This window comes from Shinella sp. HZN7, assembly GCF_001652565.1.
GTDB classification, from domain to species: domain Bacteria; phylum Pseudomonadota; class Alphaproteobacteria; order Rhizobiales; family Rhizobiaceae; genus Shinella; species Shinella granuli.
The window spans coordinates 590,208-608,316 of sequence record NZ_CP015736.1 but is presented as its reverse complement, the minus strand read 5'-3'; the positions used below and the strand labels follow the sequence as shown (position 1 = coordinate 608,316).

Genomic DNA, 18,109 nt, shown 5'->3' with positions numbered 1-18,109 from the left:
ATGACGGACACTGCAAAGCGGCCGGTGCTCTCGATCGAGAACCTGACCACCTCCTTCAAGACCGCCGAGGGGTGGCGCGCCGTCATCCGCGACATCAACGTCGAGGTGAATGCCGGCGAGACCGTCGCCATCGTCGGCGAATCGGGCTCGGGCAAAAGCGTCACCGCGCTCTCCACCATGCGCCTCCTGCCCGCCGGCCGGGCGCGCTGCGAGGGCCGCATCCTGCTCGAAGGGCGCGACCTCCTGAAGGCGAGCGAAGCGGAGATGCGCGCGGTGCGCGGCGGCGTCATCGGCATGATCTTCCAGGAGCCGATGACCTCGCTCAACCCGGTCTTCACCATCGGCAACCAGATCGCCGAGGCGCTGGTGCTGCACCGCGACCTCTCCTGGAAGGCGGCCGAAGCCGAGGCGCTGCGACTGATGGAGCGCGTGCGCATCCCCGCGGCAAAATCCCGCCTCAACGAATATCCGCACAAGTTCTCCGGCGGCATGCGCCAGCGCGTGATGATCGCCATGGCCCTCGCCTGCCGCCCGAAACTCTTGATCGCCGACGAGCCGACGACGGCGCTCGACGTCACCGTGCAGGCCGAAATCCTCCACCTGCTGCGCGAGTTGCAGCGCGAGGAGAACATGGGCGTGCTCTTCATCACCCATGACATGGGCGTGGTGGCCGAAGTGGCCGACCGCACCCTCGTGATGTTCCGCGGCGACATGATCGAGACCGGCCCGACGCCGGAGATATTTGCCGCGCCCAAGGCGGTCTACACCAAGGCGCTGCTCGCCTCCATTCCGCGCCTCGGCACGATGGGCGATGCCACGGCCCCCCGCCGCTTCCCGGAAGTCGACCCGGCATCCGGCATGGCCACCGAGGGCCGGGTGACGGAACCGGTCCCGGCGGACATGGCGCCGATCCTGACGGTGGAAAAACTCTCCGTCCGCTTCGCCCTGCCGCATGGCCAGATCCACGCCGTCGAGGATGTCTCCTTCGATCTTCGGCCGGGCGAGACGCTGGCGCTGGTCGGCGAATCGGGCTGCGGCAAGTCCACCACCGGCCGGGCCATCATGCGCCTCGTCGATCCCAGCGCCGGTTCCGTGGTCATCGGCGGGCAGGATGTGACGAAGGCGGGCACCGGCGCGCTGCGCGCCATGCGCCGCACCTCGCAGATGATCTTCCAGGATCCGTTCGCCTCGCTCAACCCGCGCATCACCATCGGCTCGGCCATTGCCGAACCCATGCTGGCGCACGGCCTGATGGGGCGCCGCGAGGCGAAGGAGCGGGTGGCCGAACTTCTGCAACAGGTCGGCCTCTCGGCCGCGATGGCCGACCGGCATCCGCACGAGTTTTCCGGCGGCCAGCGCCAGCGCATCTCGATTGCCCGGGCGCTCGCGCTGGAGCCGACCTTCATCGTCGCCGACGAGGCGGTCTCGGCGCTCGACGTGACGGTGAAGGCGCAGGTTTCCAACCTCTTGCTCGACCTCCAGGAAAAGCACCGCCTCGCCTATCTCTTCATCTCGCACGACATGGCGGTGGTGGAGCGCGTCAGCCATCGCGTCGCGGTGATGTTTTTGGGCGAGATCGTCGAGATCGGCCCGCGTGCGGCGATCTTCGACAATCCGCAGCATGCCTATACGCGCCGCCTCATCTCGGCCGTGCCGATCCCCGATCCCACCCGCCGCGGGCAGTTGAACCCGCCGCTCAACGAGGAAATCAAGAGCCCGCTGCGCCCGCACGGCTACGTGCCGCCGAAGCGCGCCTACCGTGAGGTGTCGCCGGGGCATTTCGTCCAGGAGGCGGCGGCCTGACGCGTTGCAAAGGATCCTCCCAGCCTGCCCGCCGGTTGCGATAGGCACCGGCGGGCTTTTTTGCGTCCTGCAGGCTGCCCCTCACCCTAACCCTCTCCCCGCAAGCGGGGAGAGGGGAACGCGGCCCACGAACCGGAGTGATTAGGGAAAGCGGCGCGGCATATCCCCTTCGCCCCGCCTGCGGGGAGAAGGTGGCCGGCAGGCCGGATGAGGGGCAAAGCACACGCGAAAACCCCGATTTTTCCCGCTCCGCGCGAACCGTTGCGCGGGCGCCCCAGGGCGCATGCCTCGCGCCAGCCAGACCTGCAAATTAACCCTTTGTTAACCATTTCCTCGGTACACCGAAGCAACCGAAAATTAACGAAGATGACTGACGTGTTAACCCAACCACGGCCGATCCGCCTCAAGGGGCGATCCTTCCTCGCGCTTGCGCTGACCCCGGAGCTGCCCTTCGAGGACTGGCTGGTGCGGCTCGACGATCTGGCGGCGCGGTCCGCCGGTTTCTTCCTGCGGCGGCCGGTGGTTCTCGATGTCGACGGGCTCGACATCGAGAAGGCGGAACTTCGCGAACTCGTCAGCCAGCTCAGCGCCCGCAATGTGCGCGTCATGGGCATCGAGGGCGCGCGCTCCTCGCTGCTCGGCGCGGACATGCCGCCGGCCATGACCGACGGCCGCCCCGCGGCCGATGTCGAGGAACCGGCGGCGGAAGAGCCGGCGAAGAAGGCCGGCAAGGCTGCGAAGGCCGAGAAGGCCGAGCCCGTCGAGACGGCCGCGGCGCCCGCGAGCCCGCCGCCCGTGCAGGCGGTGCCGTCGATGGTCGTTGCGCGGCCGGTCCGCTCGGGCCAGTCCATCTTCTTTCCCGAAGGCGACGTCACCATCGTCGGCTCGGTCGCATCGGGCGCGGAAATCGTCGCCGGCGGCTCGATCCATGTCTACGGCCCGCTGCGCGGCCGGGCGATGGCCGGCACGACGGGCAACGCTTCGGCACGCATCTTCTGCCGCAAGCTGGAAGCGGAGCTGATCGCCATCGACGGCTATTACAAGACGGCCGAGGACATGGAGCCGGAGCTGCGCGGCAAGCCCGTGCAGATCTGGCTGGAAGGCGAAGCCATCAAGGCGGCAACACTTGGCTGAACCGAAGGCGGTTCATAAAACGGAGAGGTCAATGGGCAAGGTAATCGTGGTCACATCGGGCAAGGGCGGCGTCGGCAAGACGACGTCGTCGGCCGCGCTCGGCGCCGCGCTGGCGCAAAACGGCGAGAAGGTCGTGGTCGTGGATTTCGACGTCGGCCTGCGCAATCTCGATCTCGTCATGGGCGCGGAACGGCGCGTCGTCTATGACCTCGTCAACGTCATCCAGGGCGAGGCCAAGCTGACGCAGGCGCTGATCCGCGACAAGCGCGTCGAGACGCTCTACCTGCTGCCGGCGTCCCAGACCCGCGACAAGGACAATCTCACGCCGGAAGGCGTCGAGCAGGTCATCGCCGCCCTGAAGAACGCCTTCGACTGGGTGATCTGCGACAGCCCGGCCGGCATCGAGCGCGGCGCGACGCTGGCCATGCGCCACGCCGACGTGGCGATCGTCGTCACCAATCCGGAAGTTTCGTCCGTGCGCGATTCGGACCGCATCATCGGCCTCCTCGATTCCAAGACGCTGAAGGCGGAGAACGGCGAGCGCATCGAAAAGCACCTGCTGCTGACCCGCTATGATGCCGCCCGCGCCGAGCGCGGCGACATGCTGAAGGTCGACGATGTGCTGGAAATCCTCTCGATCCCGCTGCTCGGCATCATCCCCGAGAGCATGGACGTGCTGCGCGCCTCCAATGTCGGCGCTCCGGTGACGCTCGCCGACGGCCGCTCGGCCCCGGCGCTCGCCTATTTCGAAGCGACGCGCCGCCTCAAGGGCGAAAGCCTGCCGGTCACCATTCCCGGCGACAAGCGCTCGTTCCTCGGCAAGATCTTCGGAAGGAAGGCGGCATGAACCTGTTCCGTTTCTTCTCCCGCGCCCAGTCGGCGCCGGCCGCGCGCGAGCGGCTGCAGGTGCTGCTCGCCCATGAGCGGGCCGCCACCGGCGACAGCGATCTCGTCAACAAGCTGCGCGACGAGATCCTGAAGGCGATCTCCAAGCACATGCAGGTGGACGACGAGAAGGTCTCCATCAAGATGGAACGCGGCGCGCAGGTCTCGACGCTCGCCGTCGATATCGAAATCCCCTTCGACGCCGGCAAGAAGGCGGCGTAAGGCCGCCCCCGGCAAGGCGAGATGGACGCCCGGCAAAAGCCGGGCGTTCGCCGTTTCAGGCGTCGCTTGCCGAGACGTAGAGCGCGGCGAGCGCCTCGCAGCCGGCCTGGTCTTCCGCCGTGAACCGGCCGGGCGACGGGCTGTCGAGATCGAGAACGCCGAACACCACGCCGTCGCGCACGAGCGGCGTGACGAGCTCGGAGCGCGAGGCCGCGTCGCAGGCGATGTGCCCCGGAAAGGCGTGCACATCCGGCACGAGCTGGCTTTTCCCCTCCGCCACGGCGGCGCCGCAGACTCCCTTGCCGACCGGAATGCGCACGCACGCGACCTTGCCCTGGAACGGGCCGAGCACCAGCTCCTGCGGGCCTTTGAGGAAATAGAAGCCCGCCCAGTTGAGATCGTCGACCGCATCGTAGATCAGCGCCGAGAGGTTCGCGGCATTGGCGACGGCATCGCGCTCGCCATGCAGCAGCCCCTCGGCCTGGGCGAGCAGCTCGCGATAGAAGGCCGGCTTGTCCGCGGCCTCGATTTTCCCGATCTCATGCATGGTCGTCCTCGTACATCATGGTTTCTCGGAACCGTCGATAGACCCGGACGCTTGACCTGGCAAGGATGGCGATGGAGACCGGCGGCGCCTTCAAGGCAGGCTAGACGCCGACGCGCTGCTTCTTGCGGCCGGTTTGCTGGTCGGCGGCGGCGGCGTTGACCTCCGCGCGCGCGCTCACCTGCGGCACGCCGACATCCCACCAGGCATCGCCCGGGTCCAGGTAAACGTCCCTCAGTCGGCCTTTTCGCGGCGGCCACTGCCTGGAAATTTTTATTTTATGCTATTTCTTGTTGCAGTGTTTATTGCAATTCACGACGGCAGCGCGTCGTCCACCACCGTCGGATAGGCGAGCAGCCCTTCAGGCAGGGTCCTCCAGCGCCCCGATCGTCGCGGGTCGACGCGCGGCGATCTCCGCGCGGTTGACGACGAGCGCGGGATCAAGCGTGCCCTTGAAGAAATCGAGGATGTTCTGCGCTGCGGCGACTGCCATCCGACGCGCGCAGGCCTCCGTAAGGCCGGCATTGTGCGGGGACATCACAACCCGCTCGTTGGCGAGCAGAGGAGAATCCGCGCGCGGCGGCTCGTCCTCGAACACGTCCAGGCCGGCAGCAGCAATGCGACCCTCGTCGAGCGCCGCAACAAGCGCCGCCTCGTCGATAAGCCCGCCGCGCGCCGTGTTGACGAGGATGGCCGACGGCTTCATCACGGCCAGTTCCGCCGCGCCGATGAGCGCCTTGTCGCCGACCTTGGGCACATGGAGCGAAACGACGTCGGCCCGGCGCAGTCCATCCATGAGGTCGTCGACCGGGATGACGCCCGCCGCCGCGATCCCGGCAGCATCCTGGAACTTGTCATAGGCGAGCACCGTCATGCCGAGCGCGCCGGCGATCTGCGCCAGCCGCTTGCCGATGCGGCCGAAGCCGACGAGAAGCAGCGTGCCGCCGTCGAGCTCGGTGGCGTCCAGGCTGTTCCTGTAGTTCCAGTCGCCCGCACGCATCTTCCTGTCGAAAAGCACCGTGCGCCTGGCAGCGGCGAGCATGAGCATGGCGGCGTGCTCCGCCACGGCCCGGGAATTGACGTCGCCGACCACGGCAAGCGGGATGTGACGGCTATTCAATGCACCGACATCGACGGAGTCGTAGCCGACGCCGTGGCGTGACACGATCCTCAGATTCGGCGCTTCCTCGACATGCCCCGCGGTGAGAGGCTGCGTGCGGATCAGCAGCGCATCGGCGGTGGGAAGGAATGGACGGTAGCTCTCCGCCGAAACCTCCTCGACGTAATCGACCACGACGCCGGGCGCCTGGCGCAGGATGGCCAGCCCGTCAGCGTGGATCTTGCCGGCAACCAGAACACGCGGCATTCAGTATCCTCCCGTATCGATCTTGTTTGCCGGAACCACCTCCTGCGTCAGCTCACGGAATGTCCGCACGCTCGCCTCAGCGGCGATGTCGATTTCCGGATCCGCCACCAGGCTGCGCCAGTCGTCCGTGGCGCGCCGGAAGCCGAGCGCCGCGCGGGCGACGCCCCGGCGCCCGGTCCTGTCAGATCGTGTCGCCGAGCGAGGCCTCCAGCAGCGCCAGCTCCTGCCCGCCCGCCATCATGTCCTGCAGGGCCGCCGCATCCACCGTGCCGCGCTCGGCCGTGCCCAGCGTCTGGCCGCGGTTGAGCACCGTGAACCGGTCACCGACGGCGAGCGCATGGCGCACATTGTGGGTGATGAAGACGACGCCGATGCCCTGCTTGCGCACCCGGTCGATGGTGCTGAGCACGTTCGCCGTCTGGCGCACACCGAGCGCCGAGGTCGGCTCGTCGAGGATCAGCACCTTGGCGCCGAAATAGACCGCGCGCGCGATGGCGACGGTCTGGCGTTCGCCGCCGGAGAGCGTGCCCACCGCCTGGTCCGGCCCGCGCAGGTTGATGCCCATCTTGCGCATCTCGGTGACGGTGATCTCGTCGGCCTTGCCGGTGTCGAAGGTCTTGAACGGCCAGACGCCGCGCTCCGGCTCGCGGCCCATCCAGAAATTGCGGCTGACGCTCATCAGCGGGATCATCGCGAGGTCCTGGTAGACCGTGGCGATGCCCGCCGTCATGGCGTCGCGCGGGCTCTGGAAGAGCGTCGGCACGCCCTCGACGAGCACCTCGCCGCCGCTCGGTTTGTAGACGCCGGACATGATCTTGATGAAGGTCGACTTGCCCGCGCCGTTGTCGCCGAGCAGGCAGTGGCACTCGCCCGGCCGGATGTCGAAGGAGACGCCAGCCAGCGCGATGACATGGCCGAAATGCTTGGTGATGTTTCTCATCTCCACGATGGCGGACATCAGCGTTCTCCCGTGATGATGCGGCGGATGTAGGTGTTCATGATCACGGCCGTCAGCAGGATGACGCCGAGGAACACCCGGAAGAGCGAGCTTTCCGCATTGGCGAAGAACAGGCCCTGCTGCACCACGCCGAAGATGACCGCCCCGAGCGCCGCGCCGATCACCGAGCCGTAGCCGCCGGTGAGCAGCGCCCCGCCGATGACGACGCAGATGATCGCCTCGAACTCCTTGAGCAGGCCCCGGTCGGCCGCCGCCGAGCCGAACTCCATCACCTGGCAGGTGGCGAAGACGCAGGCGCAGAAGGCGGAGAACATGAACATCAGGATCTTCACCCGGTTGACCGGCACCCCGACATAACGCGCCGCGAGCGCATCGCCGCCGGCCGCGAAGATCCAGTTGCCGAACTTGGTGCGGGTGAGCAGCCAATGGCCGAAGACGACGAGAACGATCGCCCAGACGACGAGCATGGGAATGCCGTCGATGACCGGCTGGCCGGCGCGGTTGCCGCGGGTGAAGGTGGCGATCCAGCCCATCTCGCCCATCCAGGTGAAGAGGCCGCCGAGGATCTTGCCGCCGAAGAGCGGCGCCAGCCAGTCGCCGGCCGCCTTTTCCGCGACGCCGCCGATGATCGTCTGGCGGGTGAAGTAGATCGAACTCCAGATCGTCAGCCCGCGCAGGATATAGAGGAAGGCGAGCGTGACGATGAAGGAAGGAAGGCCGGTGCGGATGACGAGCCAGCCGTTCACCCCGCCGAGCAGGATGCAGAAGACGAAGGTCATGATGATGGCGAGCCAGAGCGGCACGCCGATATGGACCGAGAGAATGGCGATCATCACGCCGGAAAAGCCGATCATCGAGCCGGTGGAGAGGTCGAACTCGCCGGCGATCATCAAAAGACAGGCGCCGACCGCGATGACCATGAACTGGGCCGACACCACCGTCCAGTTCATCACGCCCTCGGCGGCGAACATGCCGCTGTCGCCGGCGACCACCGCAAAGAGCAGGAAGACCAGGATGGTGCCGCAGATGCCGCCGAGCTCGGGGCGGATCAGCGCGCGCCGGAGCGGCGAGACGGGCTTGATGCGCTCGTCCTTCAGCGCGTCTGGAATGACGTCCGTCATGAATGCATTCTCCTCCCTCGAAAGATCGGGCCTCGAAAGACCGGGGCGCGGACGGCTGCCCGCCCGCGCCCGCGAAAACCGTCAGGTCAACGGTACTGGCCCGCCAGGGACTCGACCAGCGCGATATTGTCCTTCGTCACGAAGCCCGGGCCGGTGAAGATGGAATTGGCCGGGGCGACGCCGTAGCGCACATAGCTTGTCAGCACCTGGATCGGGATCGAGCCCTGCAGGAACGGCTGCTGGTCGATCGCGAAGTTGATCGTGCCGTCCTTGATGGCGGCGGAGATCTCCGCCGAGAGGTCGAAGGTGCCGAAATAGATGTCGCCGTCGAGGCCCATGTCCTTGACCGCGCGGATCGAGGGTTCGGCCGAGTTGGGGCCGAGCGTCAGGATGGCGCCGGTATCGGGATTGGCGGTGAGATAGGCCTTCACCTTGTTCTGCACTTCCGACGGGTCGATGCCGGAATCGACCATCTGGTTGCCAAGCTCGACGCCGATGCCTTCCGCGAAACCCTGGCAACGCTGTACCGAGGCGGGGTTGGTGATGTAGTGGTTGACGCACAGGAAGCTCTTGATGCCGGCCTCCTTCGCGCGCTTGCCAGCGCCGAGGCCCGCTTCATATTCCGGCTGGCCGACATGCATCAGCGCGCCGAGCTTCTCGCTCTCCTCCACCGTGCCGGAGTTGACGGTGACGACCGGAATGCCCTTGGCGACGGCATCCTTGATCGGCCCTTCCAGCACGTTGAAATCGGCGATGGTGACGATGATGCCGTCGACGCCGGCGGCCGAGCTCTGCTGGACGATGCGCGCCATGTCGGCAAGGTCGCCGGTCGGCGGGTTGCGGTACTCGGTCGTCACGCCCATCTGCTCGTTCGTCACCTTGATCGCGTTCTTGATGACGTTGAACCAGCTGTCGCTGTCCGGGCCGTGGCTGATCCAGACGAATTTCTCGCCATCCGCATGGGCAGCACCGGAAAGCGCCGTCGTCGCCAGCAGCGCACCGAGGGCCAGGGATTGCAGGATTTTCTTCATGCTTAACTTCCTCCCGAAGTTGGCTTCCTGTTCGCTCCCCGCCCGAAGCCTTTGCGGGTAACTTCCTGCGTCAGGCCGCGCGCTTGGCGCCCTGCGCGACAAGGGCCGCGTCGAGGCGCGCCTGGTCCCAGCCCTCCTCGACGGCCCGGGCGACGAGATCCTGCTGGCTTTCCGGCGCAAGGCCGCCGAGCGGCGGATCGGTGTCGAGATTGGTCGGGAACGGATAACCGTCCGCCGTCGCGGCGATCACCGCCCGCCGCCCGGCCGGCGACAGCGCCGCCAGATGCGGATAGACCGCGCGCACCATCGCGGTGCGGTCGAGGCTTTCCATGTGGCGGGCGAAGGCCGAGGCCGTCTGGATGAGGTTGACCATGCGCACGACATCCGCCGTGCGGTTCTCGCCGGCCGCGTGGAACAGCGCGGGGGAGAAGAAGATCGCATCGCCCTTTTCAAGGGGAAGCTGAACGCAGTTCTCCTCGAAATAATCCCGGAACTCCGGCCGCGTGGCGGCGACATAGCCCGGCAGGTAGCGCTGCGAATGGGGCAGGAGCTTCGTCGTGCCGCTTTCCACCGGCATGTCGCAATGCGCGACGCCGCCCTGCAGGATGAGCGTCGGGCCGGTGGCGTGGATATGGCTCGGATATTGCGCCATCTGCTCGGGCTTCATGAAGCCGAGGTGATAGTCGCGGTGCGGCGCCTGCGCCTTGCCGCCGGGGCGGACCTGGTTGACCTGGGTGGCGATCTGGTAGCCCGGGCCGAGCCAGGCGCGGCAGGCGATGTCGATCACCGGATTGGCCATGTAGCGGGCATAGACGGCGGGATCGCGCAGGCAGAGCTTCTGCAGCGAGTTCCAGATGCGGTCGTTGGCGCCCGCCTTGGCGAAATGGTCGCCCGCCGCCGTGCCCGCCGCCCGCTCGTCGGCGATGATCGCGCGGAAGACCTCGCTTGCCGCGTCGATGGCGCCGGGATCGGTGAAGGCGCGCTTGACGACGAAGACGCCCGGCCCCTCCCCGATGACCGAGGCCCATTCCGGGCCGATGCCGTCATCGACCGATGCGCCGTCATAGATGGGGATGTTCTTCTCGATGGCGATCGCCGTCGGGCACATCGCCATGGTCGTCTCGGTCTCCACCTGGCGCCGGAATTGCGCAAGGTCGATCGCCGTTGCAATATCGTTCATCGAAATCCTCCTGTCCGATGCCTGAAGCCGGCCCGGCGGCAGCCGCCGTCGCTCTCACCCCGCCCCTCCCCGGGCACGGCGAACCGCAAGCGCAGATCAAAAATTGCAGCCATAAATTGGATGCAATATTAATTGTGAAATTTCACCGGTGTCAATACGGCTGGCCCGGTTCGTTGCAAAGACATCCGCAGCCGCCGGCAATCGAAAGGCCACCGCCATTGCGGCCGAACAGCCGGGGAAGATCGAGGTTTTCGCAAGGGGGGACACGGTTTGCGTTTCCAGCTGGCGAGATCGGTGGGGACCACTTTCTCCCTGTGGGGAGAAGGGAGGAGCGGCATTATCGTACTCCACATGCGGCTGCCCTGCTTCCGGCCGGATGGATCGGGCCTTCGCCAGTGCCTCCGGCGCGCATCTCTGCGGCCGGCCGAAGATCACATATCAGCACACACCAGCCCCTCGCCGTGCTCTTTCAGGCGGAGGTCCGTGCGGTCCGGCCTCTCCAAACCTTACATATTCGGGTAGACGGGCCCTTCGCCGCCCTGCGGAGGCACCCAGTTGATGTTCTGGTTGGGGTCCTTGATGTCGCAGGTCTTGCAGTGCACGCAGTTCTGCGCGTTGATCACGAACACTTGCCTGCCGTCCTTCTCCACCCATTCGTAGACACCGGCGGGACAGTAACGGGTCGACGGGCCGGCATAGACGTCGAGCTCCGAGGTCTTCTGCAGCTCCGGGTTCTTGAGCTGCAGGTGGATCGGCTGGTCCTCCTCGTGGTTGGTGTTCGACAGGAACACCGAGGAGAGACGGTCGAAGGTCAGCACGCCGTCCGGCTTGGGATAGTCGATGCGGCTGTGCTTGGCCGCCGGCTCCAGGCTCTGCGCATCCGTCTTGCCGTGCTTCAGCGTGCCGAAGAAGGAGAAGCCCAACAGCGTGTTCGTCCACATGTCGAGGCCGCCGAGGGCGACACCGACCGCCGTGCCGAACTTCGACCACAGCGGCTTGACGTTCCTGACCTTCTTCAGGTCCGAACCGATGGCGCTGTCGCGCCAGCCCTGCTCGATCTCGATCGGCTCGTCATTGGCGCGGCCCGCCGCAATCGCATCCGCCAGCTTCTCGGCGGCGAGGATGCCGGAGAGCACCGCATTGTGGCTGCCCTTGATGCGCGGCACGTTGACGAAGCCGGCCGAGCAGCCGATCAGCGCGCCGCCGGGGAACGACAGCTTCGGCACCGACTGGTAGCCACCCTCGGTGATGGCGCGGGCACCGTAGGACAGCCGCTTGCCGCCCTCGAAGGTGCCGCGGATGGCGGGGTGCGTCTTGAAGCGCTGGAATTCCTCGAAGGGGAAAAGATAGGGGTTCTTGTAGTTGAGGTGCACGACGAAGCCGACGGCGACGAGGTTGTCTTCCAGGTGATAGAGGAACGAGCCGCCACCGGTCTTCATGCCGAGCGGCCAGCCGAAGGAGTGCTGGACGAGGCCGGGCCTGTGGTTCTCGGGCCTCACCTGCCAGAGCTCCTTGAGGCCGATGCCGTATTTTTGCGGCTCGCGGCCCTCGTCCAGCTTGAACTTCGCGATGAGCTGCTTGGCCAGCGAACCGCGCACGCCTTCGGAGATCAGCGTGTACTTGCCGAGCAGCGCCATGCCGCGGGTGTAGTTCGGGCCGGGCTCGCCGCTGCGTTCGATGCCCATGTCGCCGGTGGCGACGCCGATGACGGCGCCCTCGTCGTTGTAGAGCACTTCGGTCGCGGCAAAGCCGGGATAGATCTCGACGCCGAGTTCTTCCGCCTTGGCCGCGAGCCACCGACAGACGTTTCCGAGCGAGACGATGTAGTTGCCGTGGTTGTTCATCAGCGGCGGCATGGCGAAGTTCGGCAGGCGCACGGAGCCGGCGGGGCCGAGCAAGAGGAAATGATCGTCCGTCACCTCGGTCTTGAAGGGATGGTCGGCGTCCTCGCGCCAGTCGGGCAAGAGGCGGTCGATGCCGATGGGATCGACGACAGCGCCCGACAGGATATGCGCGCCGACTTCCGCGCCCTTCTCCAGCACGACGACGGTGAGGTCAGGGTTCACCTGCTTCAGCCGGATCGCGGCAGACAGGCCCGCCGGACCCGCGCCGACGATCACCACGTCGAATTCCATGCTTTCGCGTTCGGGGAGTTTCTCCATCGACGCCATGCTGGTCAAAGCGCCTTTTCGAGTTCCGGGAGGGCCTCGAAGAGGTCTGCGACGAGGCCGTAGTCGGCGACCTGGAAGATCGGCGCCTCCTCGTCCTTGTTGATGGCGACGATCACCTTCGAGTCCTTCATGCCGGCAAGGTGCTGGATCGCGCCCGAGATGCCGCAGGCGATGTAGAGTTGCGGGGCGACGACCTTGCCCGTCTGGCCAACCTGCCAGTCGTTCGGCGCGTAGCCTGCATCGACGGCAGCGCGCGAGGCACCGACGGCGGCACCGAGCTTGTCGGCAACGGGAAGGATGACTTCCTGGAACTTCTCCGACGAGCCGAGCGCACGGCCGCCCGAGATGATGATCTTCGCAGACGTCAGCTCCGGACGATCGGAGGACGACAGGGCGTCCTGGACGTGGGTCGAGAGGCCCGGATCGGCAGCGGCCGAAACGGTCTCCACCGAGGCGCTGCCGCCTTCGGGGGCAGCGGCGAAGGAGGCCGTGCGCACCGTGATCACCTTCCTGGCGTCGGTGGACTGCACCGTCTGGATCGCATTGCCGGCATAGATCGGACGCTTGAACGTGTCGGGGCTGACGACCTCGACGATTTCCGAGACCTGCGCCACGTCGAGAAGGGCGGCGACGCGCGGCAGCACGTTCTTGCCGACAGAGGTGGCGGCCGAGACGATCGCATCGTAGTTGCCCGAAAGCGAGACGATGAGCGCAGCCAGCGGTTCGGCGAGGTTGTTGGCAAGGCTGGCGTCGTCGGCGACGAGCACCTTGGATACGCCCGAGAGCTTTGCCGCCTGTTCGGCCGCAGCCTTCGCATTGCTGCCGGCGACGAGCACATGCACGTCGGAACCGATCTTGGAGGCTGCCGTCAGAGCCTTGGCGGTCTGGTCGGAAAGGTGTGCGTTGTCGTGATCTGCCAGAAGAAGAATGGCCATGGTTTAGTTCTCCCTTTCCGTTCTCAGAGCACGCCGGCTTCGGTCTTGAGCTTCTCGACCAGCTCGGCGACCGACTTGACCTTGACGCCCGCCTTGCGGCCGGACGGCTCCTCGGTCTTCAGCACCTTGAGGCGCGGGGCGGTATCGACGCCGAAGTCGGAAGGCGTCTTCTTGTCGAGCGGCTTCTTCTTCGCCTTCATGATGTTCGGCAGCGAGGCATAGCGCGGCTCGTTGAGGCGAAGATCGGTCGTGACGACGGCCGGAAGCTTCACGTCGATCGTCTGGAGACCGCCGTCGACTTCGCGCGTGACCTGGGCCGAACCGTTGCCGATCTCGACCTTGGAGGCGAAGGTCGCCTGCGCCCAGCCGAGCAGGGCCGACAGCATCTGACCGGTCTGGTTGCTGTCGTCGTCGATCGCCTGCTTGCCGACGATGACGAGGCCGGGCTGCTCAGCCTCGGCGACGCCCTTGAGGATCTTGGCGACGGCGAGCGGCTCGACCTGATCGTCCGTCTCGACCAGCACGGCGCGGTCGGCGCCCATGGCGAGCGCGGTGCGCAGCGTTTCCTCGGCCTTGGCCGGGCCGATGGAGACGACGACCACCTCTTCCGCCTTGCCGGCTTCCTTCAGCCGCAGCGCCTCTTCCACGGAGATTTCGTCGAACGGGTTCATCGACATCTTCACGTTGGCAAGCTCGACGCCCGAGCCGTCCGCCTTCACGCGGATCTTAACGTTGTAGTCTACGACCCGCTTTACAGGGACCAGGATCTTCATGGCATTCTCCTCAATTGTCAGCAGAGTGTGCGGAAACGCTCGACCATCACATCGAGAACCGCGCCGGGATCCCGCTTCCACCAGTTGTTCGCCGAGAAGATCTCGACCTCGCAGGGGCCGGCATAGCCCGCACCCTCGACGCCGGCACGGATCGCCTTGAGATCGGCAACACCATCGCCCATCATGCCGCGATCCAGCAGCACGTCGGTCGTATCGGCGAGCCAGTCGCAGAGGTGGTAGCCGAAAATCCGCTCCGGCCCGGCGCGTTGCGCCTGGGCATCGATCCCGCTGTCCCACCAGACATGGTAGACGTCGACCGCGACGCCCAGGTTCCGCGCACCGACCGCATCGCAGATATCGAGGGCGTCCCGCAGCGTCACCAGGCACGAGCGGTTGCCGGCATAGACCGGGTTCAGCGGCTCGAGCGCCAGCCGGACGTTGCGTTCGGCCGCGTAGGGTGCGATCTCGCCGACGCGGTCGGCGACGATCTTCAGGCTTTCGGCCGTGCCTTTCGTGCCGGGATGCACGCCGCCGACCACGATCGTCAGCACGGCGGCGCCAAGGCCCGCCGCCATGTCGATGGAGGCCTTCGCACCGTCGATGACCGCCTGCCGGTCCGTCGCCTCGGCGCCGACGAGAAACGGCGTCCGGCAGAGCCCCGCGACGGACAGCCCGGCCGCCCGTGCCCGCTCGCCGATCTCCACCGCCCGCGAACCGATTTCGCGGCGCCAGAAGACGATCGAGCCGAAGCCGCGCGCTGCACAGGCGTCGATCACGCGCTCCGGCGACCAGCCCGCGCCGTGGCCGTCCAGGTTGTGGCCCAGGCTCGCGGTGTTGAGCGCGAGCGCCGAATGATCCGTCGAGAAGTCGCGCATCGTCATGCCCCGTAAAGGGCGAGCAGCTTCCTCATGCGCTCGACCGCAAGCTCCGGATCGCGCAGCAGGCCGCACTGGTCGGCCAGGCGGAAGACCTCGACGAAATAGGGCAGCGGCCGCATGGCCTGGGCGCCGTTCAGCATCACGAAATGATCCTGGAAACCGTTCAGCCAGGCGAGGAAGACGACGCCCGTCTTGTAGTATTGCGTGGGCGCGCGGAAGATCAGGCGGGCGAGCGGCACGGTCGGGTCGAGCGCGGCGCGGAAGCCGGCGTGATCGCCCTCGCCCAGCCGCTCCACCGCATAGGCCGCCGCCGGCGCCAGCGGATCGAAGATACCGAGCAGCGCATGAGAGAAGCCTTCGCTGTCGCCTTCGATGAGTTCGGGATAGTTGAAGTCGTCGCCCGTGTACATTTTCACGCCGGCCGGCAGGCGGCGGCGCATGACGATTTCCTTCTCCTTGTCGAGGAGGGAGATCTTGATGCCATCGACCTTGGCCGCGTTCGCTTCGATGACGGCAAGCGCCGTCTGCATGGCGGGATCGAAACCGGCGCTCCCCCAATAGCCGGCGAGCTGCGGGTCGAACATGTCGCCGAGCCAGTGCAGGATCACCGGTTCATCGCAGGCGGAAAGCACGTCCGAATAGATCCTGACGTAATCTTCCGGCCCCTTGGCGACACGCACCAGCGCGCGCGAAGCCATGAGGATGAGGCGGCCACCGACCGTCTGGATCGCTTCGGCCTGTTCGAGATAGGCCCGGCGGACGTCGTCGACGCTGCGGGCGTCGGCGGGATCGAGATGATCCGTGCCGCAGCCATTGGCGACCAGCGCATCCGGAAGTTCCTCGCGCGTGCGGCGGATCAGTTCCAGCGCGCCCGGCCAGTCGAGGCCCATGCCACGCTGGGCCGTGTCCATCGCCTCGGCGATGCCGAGGCCGAGGCCGGCGAGATAACGGCGAAACTCCATCGTCTTCGCCCAATCGACCGTGGCGCGGCCCGAAGGATCATTCGCCGTGAAGGGATCGGCGACGACGTGCGCGGCCGAATAGACAACACGCGCCGGATTCTTTCCCAGAGCCGCAGCCGCGATCGGTGTTCCGGAAAGGGCGTAATCGGTGAAACGGCCGGTGGTATCGGGAAGAGCGATTTTCATGGAAGGAACCTCAGAAGCGCGGGACGAGCATGCCGGCATCGGCCGGGATCGACAGTCCGGTTGTGTAGGGAAGCCGGCCCGTCGCAAGCGACGCCACCAGCGTGCCGACCTCATCGGGCTCACCGACGCGCGGGAAGAGCGTGAGCCCCTGGGCGGCCCGTTCGCGATAGGCCGCGATGACAGGCGCGGTCATCTCGGTGGCGATCAGGCCCGGCTGCACGTCGTAGACGGCGATGTTTTCGCGCCCGAGGCGGACGGCGAGCGTCTTGGAGACCATGGCGGCAGCGGCCTTCGAGGCGCAATATTCCGCGCGCTGCTCCGCCACCGCGACGGCATTCGACGAGGTGACGTTGACGATCGAATGAAAGAGCGGCGCCCGGCTGCGCGCAAGAAGACGACGCGCGAAGGCCTGGCTCAGGAAGAACATCGCCTTGGCGTTGACGGCAAGGCAGCGATCCCAGCTCTCTTCCGAAACGTCCAGCATGTCGCCGCGCTTCAGAACGCCGACGCCCGCATTGTTGACCAATGTGGTGAGCGGCCCGAGCGCCTGCTCGACCGCATCGAGCGCCGCAGCGTGACCCGCAGCCGCTGCGACATCGAACGGAGCGGCCGCGACCGGCACGCCGTGCGCGGCGATGCGCGCGACGGCCGCGGCAAGTTCGGCATCGTCTGCCGGCCCGTTGACGGCGATCGCGAAACCCTCGCGCGCCAAGGCCTCGGCGACGGCAAGCCCGATGCCGCGCGAAGAGCCGGTCACAAGCGCGACGGGCCGGGCGGATGCGGCGCTCATGCCCGCGCCCCCTTCTTCAGAAGCTCGCGCGCGATGATCATGCGCTGGATCTGGTTCGTGCCCTCGTAGATCTGCGTGATCTTCGCATCGCGGTAGAGGCGCTCCACCTCGAAGCCGCGGATATAGCCGGAACCGCCGAAGACCTGCACGGCATCGGCCGTGCGCTGCACCGCCATGTCACCGGCAAAACACTTGGCGATGGAGCAGGCCTTCGTCGCATCCGCCCCCGCATCGATCTTCGAGGCGGCGGAGTGGACGAGCAGGCGGGCGGCCTCGATGTCCTTGGCCATATCGGCGAGCAGCCATTGCACGCCCTGGAAATCCGATATCGCCTTGCCGAACTGCTTTCGCGTCCCGGCATAATCGAGCGCGGCTTCAAGGCCGGCCTGGGCGATGCCGACGGCCAGCGAGGCGATGCCGACGCGGCCCTTGTCGAGGACGGACATCATCATGTGGAAACCACGGCCTTCGGCGCCGAGCAGGGCATCGGCGGACAGGCGCACATCGGTGAAGTTCAGCGCGCCGACCTGGCTGGCGCGCTGGCCCATCTTGTGTTCCTTCGGCCCCTTCTCGACACCATCGGCATGCAGGTCGACGATGAAGATGGACATGCCGCGATTGCCGGCGTCCTTGTCGGTGCGCGCCAGCACGAAGCCGTAATCGGCGACCGGCGCATTGTGGATCCAGATCTTGCCGCCGTTCAGCCGCCAGCCATCGCCGTCCCGCTCGGCCGTCGTGCGGATGCCCGAAACGTCGGTGCCGGCCTCCGGCTCGGTGATGCAATAGGCGACCTTCGACCGCATGCCGAGGATGTCCGGCAGCAGGGCCTGCTGGCTCTGCGTGCCGTGGCGCACCAGCAGGGTCGAGATGAGCTCGACGAGGCCGCACTGGTCGGCGACGGAGGCGTAACCCCGGCTCAGTTCCTCCATGACGAGCGCATAGGTCAGCGTATCGAAACCCGGCCCGCCGAGCGCTTCCGGCACGCCGATGCCGAAGAGACCGAGCTTGGCCATTTCGTCGTAAAGCGCGGCCGGGAAGCGCTCCTCGCGGTCCAGCTCCTCGGCCATCGGCCGGATCACTTCGTCGGCGAACGTGCGCGCCATCTCGCGCACCTGCTCCTGCGTTTCGGTGAGATACATCCGCATCCTCCAATCTAGTAACTATCTAGTT

The 18,109-nt window shown here is 66.7% G+C and carries 17 protein-coding genes; 4 read left to right on the top strand and 13 right to left on the bottom strand.

Annotated features, from left to right (window positions below; all coding sequences use genetic code 11):
• From shn_RS02935 to minE, 4 genes are all read left to right on the top strand, one after another.
• The gene (locus shn_RS02935) at positions 1–1,803 is read left to right on the top strand and encodes an ABC transporter ATP-binding protein (RefSeq protein WP_064329069.1); all 1,803 of its coding nucleotides are present in this window, start codon (positions 1–3) and stop codon (positions 1,801–1,803) included.
• 366 nt (positions 1,804–2,169) lie between these two features.
• A complete protein-coding gene (minC, locus tag shn_RS02930; RefSeq protein WP_064329068.1) occupies positions 2,170–2,937 on the top strand; it encodes a septum site-determining protein MinC in 768 nt (255 codons plus the stop codon).
• Between the two features lie 31 nt (positions 2,938–2,968).
• The gene (minD, locus tag shn_RS02925) at positions 2,969–3,784 is read left to right on the top strand and encodes a septum site-determining protein MinD (RefSeq protein ID WP_064329067.1); all 816 of its coding nucleotides are present in this window, start codon (positions 2,969–2,971) and stop codon (positions 3,782–3,784) included.
• Positions 3,781–4,044: a cell division topological specificity factor MinE gene (gene minE, locus shn_RS02920; protein WP_064329066.1), complete on the top strand. Its 264-nt coding sequence runs from the start codon at positions 3,781–3,783 to the stop codon at positions 4,042–4,044. The genes minD and minE overlap by 4 nt, the downstream gene beginning before the upstream one ends.
• A 55-nt stretch (positions 4,045–4,099) precedes the next feature.
• On the opposite strand, the gene shn_RS02915 is transcribed toward minE, so the two are convergent.
• The 13 genes from shn_RS02915 to shn_RS02855 form a co-directional block, all read right to left on the bottom strand.
• A complete protein-coding gene (locus tag shn_RS02915; RefSeq protein WP_064329065.1) occupies positions 4,100–4,591 on the bottom strand; it encodes a GAF domain-containing protein in 492 nt (163 codons plus the stop codon).
• A gap of 358 nt (positions 4,592–4,949) precedes the next feature.
• A complete protein-coding gene (locus shn_RS02910) occupies positions 4,950–5,954 on the bottom strand; it encodes a hydroxyacid dehydrogenase (protein ID WP_064329064.1) in 1,005 nt (334 codons plus the stop codon).
• Between the two features lie 181 nt (positions 5,955–6,135).
• A complete protein-coding gene (locus shn_RS02905) occupies positions 6,136–6,912 on the bottom strand; it encodes an ATP-binding cassette domain-containing protein (RefSeq protein ID WP_064329063.1) in 777 nt (258 codons plus the stop codon).
• Positions 6,912–8,033 (bottom strand): ABC transporter permease, encoded by a 1,122-nt coding sequence (locus tag shn_RS02900; protein ID WP_206362196.1) that lies wholly within the window; start codon positions 8,031–8,033, stop codon positions 6,912–6,914. The genes shn_RS02905 and shn_RS02900 overlap by 1 nt, the downstream gene beginning before the upstream one ends.
• An 86-nt stretch (positions 8,034–8,119) precedes the next feature.
• On the bottom strand, positions 8,120–9,064 hold the full coding sequence (locus shn_RS02895; protein WP_064329062.1) for a sugar ABC transporter substrate-binding protein: 945 nt from the start codon (positions 9,062–9,064) through the stop codon (positions 8,120–8,122).
• 70 nt (positions 9,065–9,134) lie between these two features.
• A complete protein-coding gene (locus tag shn_RS02890; protein WP_064329061.1) occupies positions 9,135–10,244 on the bottom strand; it encodes a phytanoyl-CoA dioxygenase family protein in 1,110 nt (369 codons plus the stop codon).
• Positions 10,245–10,750: 506 nt separating this feature from the next.
• The gene (locus shn_RS02885) at positions 10,751–12,415 is read right to left on the bottom strand and encodes an electron transfer flavoprotein-ubiquinone oxidoreductase (protein WP_064329060.1); all 1,665 of its coding nucleotides are present in this window, start codon (positions 12,413–12,415) and stop codon (positions 10,751–10,753) included.
• A gap of 5 nt (positions 12,416–12,420) precedes the next feature.
• Positions 12,421–13,350: an electron transfer flavoprotein subunit alpha/FixB family protein gene (locus tag shn_RS02880; RefSeq protein WP_064329059.1), complete on the bottom strand. Its 930-nt coding sequence runs from the start codon at positions 13,348–13,350 to the stop codon at positions 12,421–12,423.
• A gap of 23 nt (positions 13,351–13,373) precedes the next feature.
• A complete protein-coding gene (locus shn_RS02875) occupies positions 13,374–14,123 on the bottom strand; it encodes an electron transfer flavoprotein subunit beta/FixA family protein (protein WP_064329058.1) in 750 nt (249 codons plus the stop codon).
• A 17-nt stretch (positions 14,124–14,140) separates the two neighbouring features.
• Positions 14,141–14,998 carry a sugar phosphate isomerase/epimerase gene (locus shn_RS02870; protein WP_064332403.1) on the bottom strand — a complete coding sequence of 286 codons (858 nt, stop codon included), beginning with the start codon at positions 14,996–14,998 and terminating at the stop codon, positions 14,141–14,143.
• Between the two features lie 2 nt (positions 14,999–15,000).
• The gene (locus tag shn_RS02865; protein ID WP_064329057.1) at positions 15,001–16,149 is read right to left on the bottom strand and encodes a dihydrodipicolinate synthase family protein; all 1,149 of its coding nucleotides are present in this window, start codon (positions 16,147–16,149) and stop codon (positions 15,001–15,003) included.
• A 10-nt stretch (positions 16,150–16,159) separates the two neighbouring features.
• Positions 16,160–16,939 carry a 3-ketoacyl-ACP reductase gene (locus shn_RS02860; RefSeq protein ID WP_064329056.1) on the bottom strand — a complete coding sequence of 260 codons (780 nt, stop codon included), beginning with the start codon at positions 16,937–16,939 and terminating at the stop codon, positions 16,160–16,162.
• Positions 16,936–18,078: an acyl-CoA dehydrogenase family protein gene (locus tag shn_RS02855; RefSeq protein ID WP_064329055.1), complete on the bottom strand. Its 1,143-nt coding sequence runs from the start codon at positions 18,076–18,078 to the stop codon at positions 16,936–16,938. Before shn_RS02855 ends, shn_RS02860 begins: the two co-directional genes overlap by 4 nt.
• Positions 18,079–18,109: the final 31 nt, after the last annotated feature.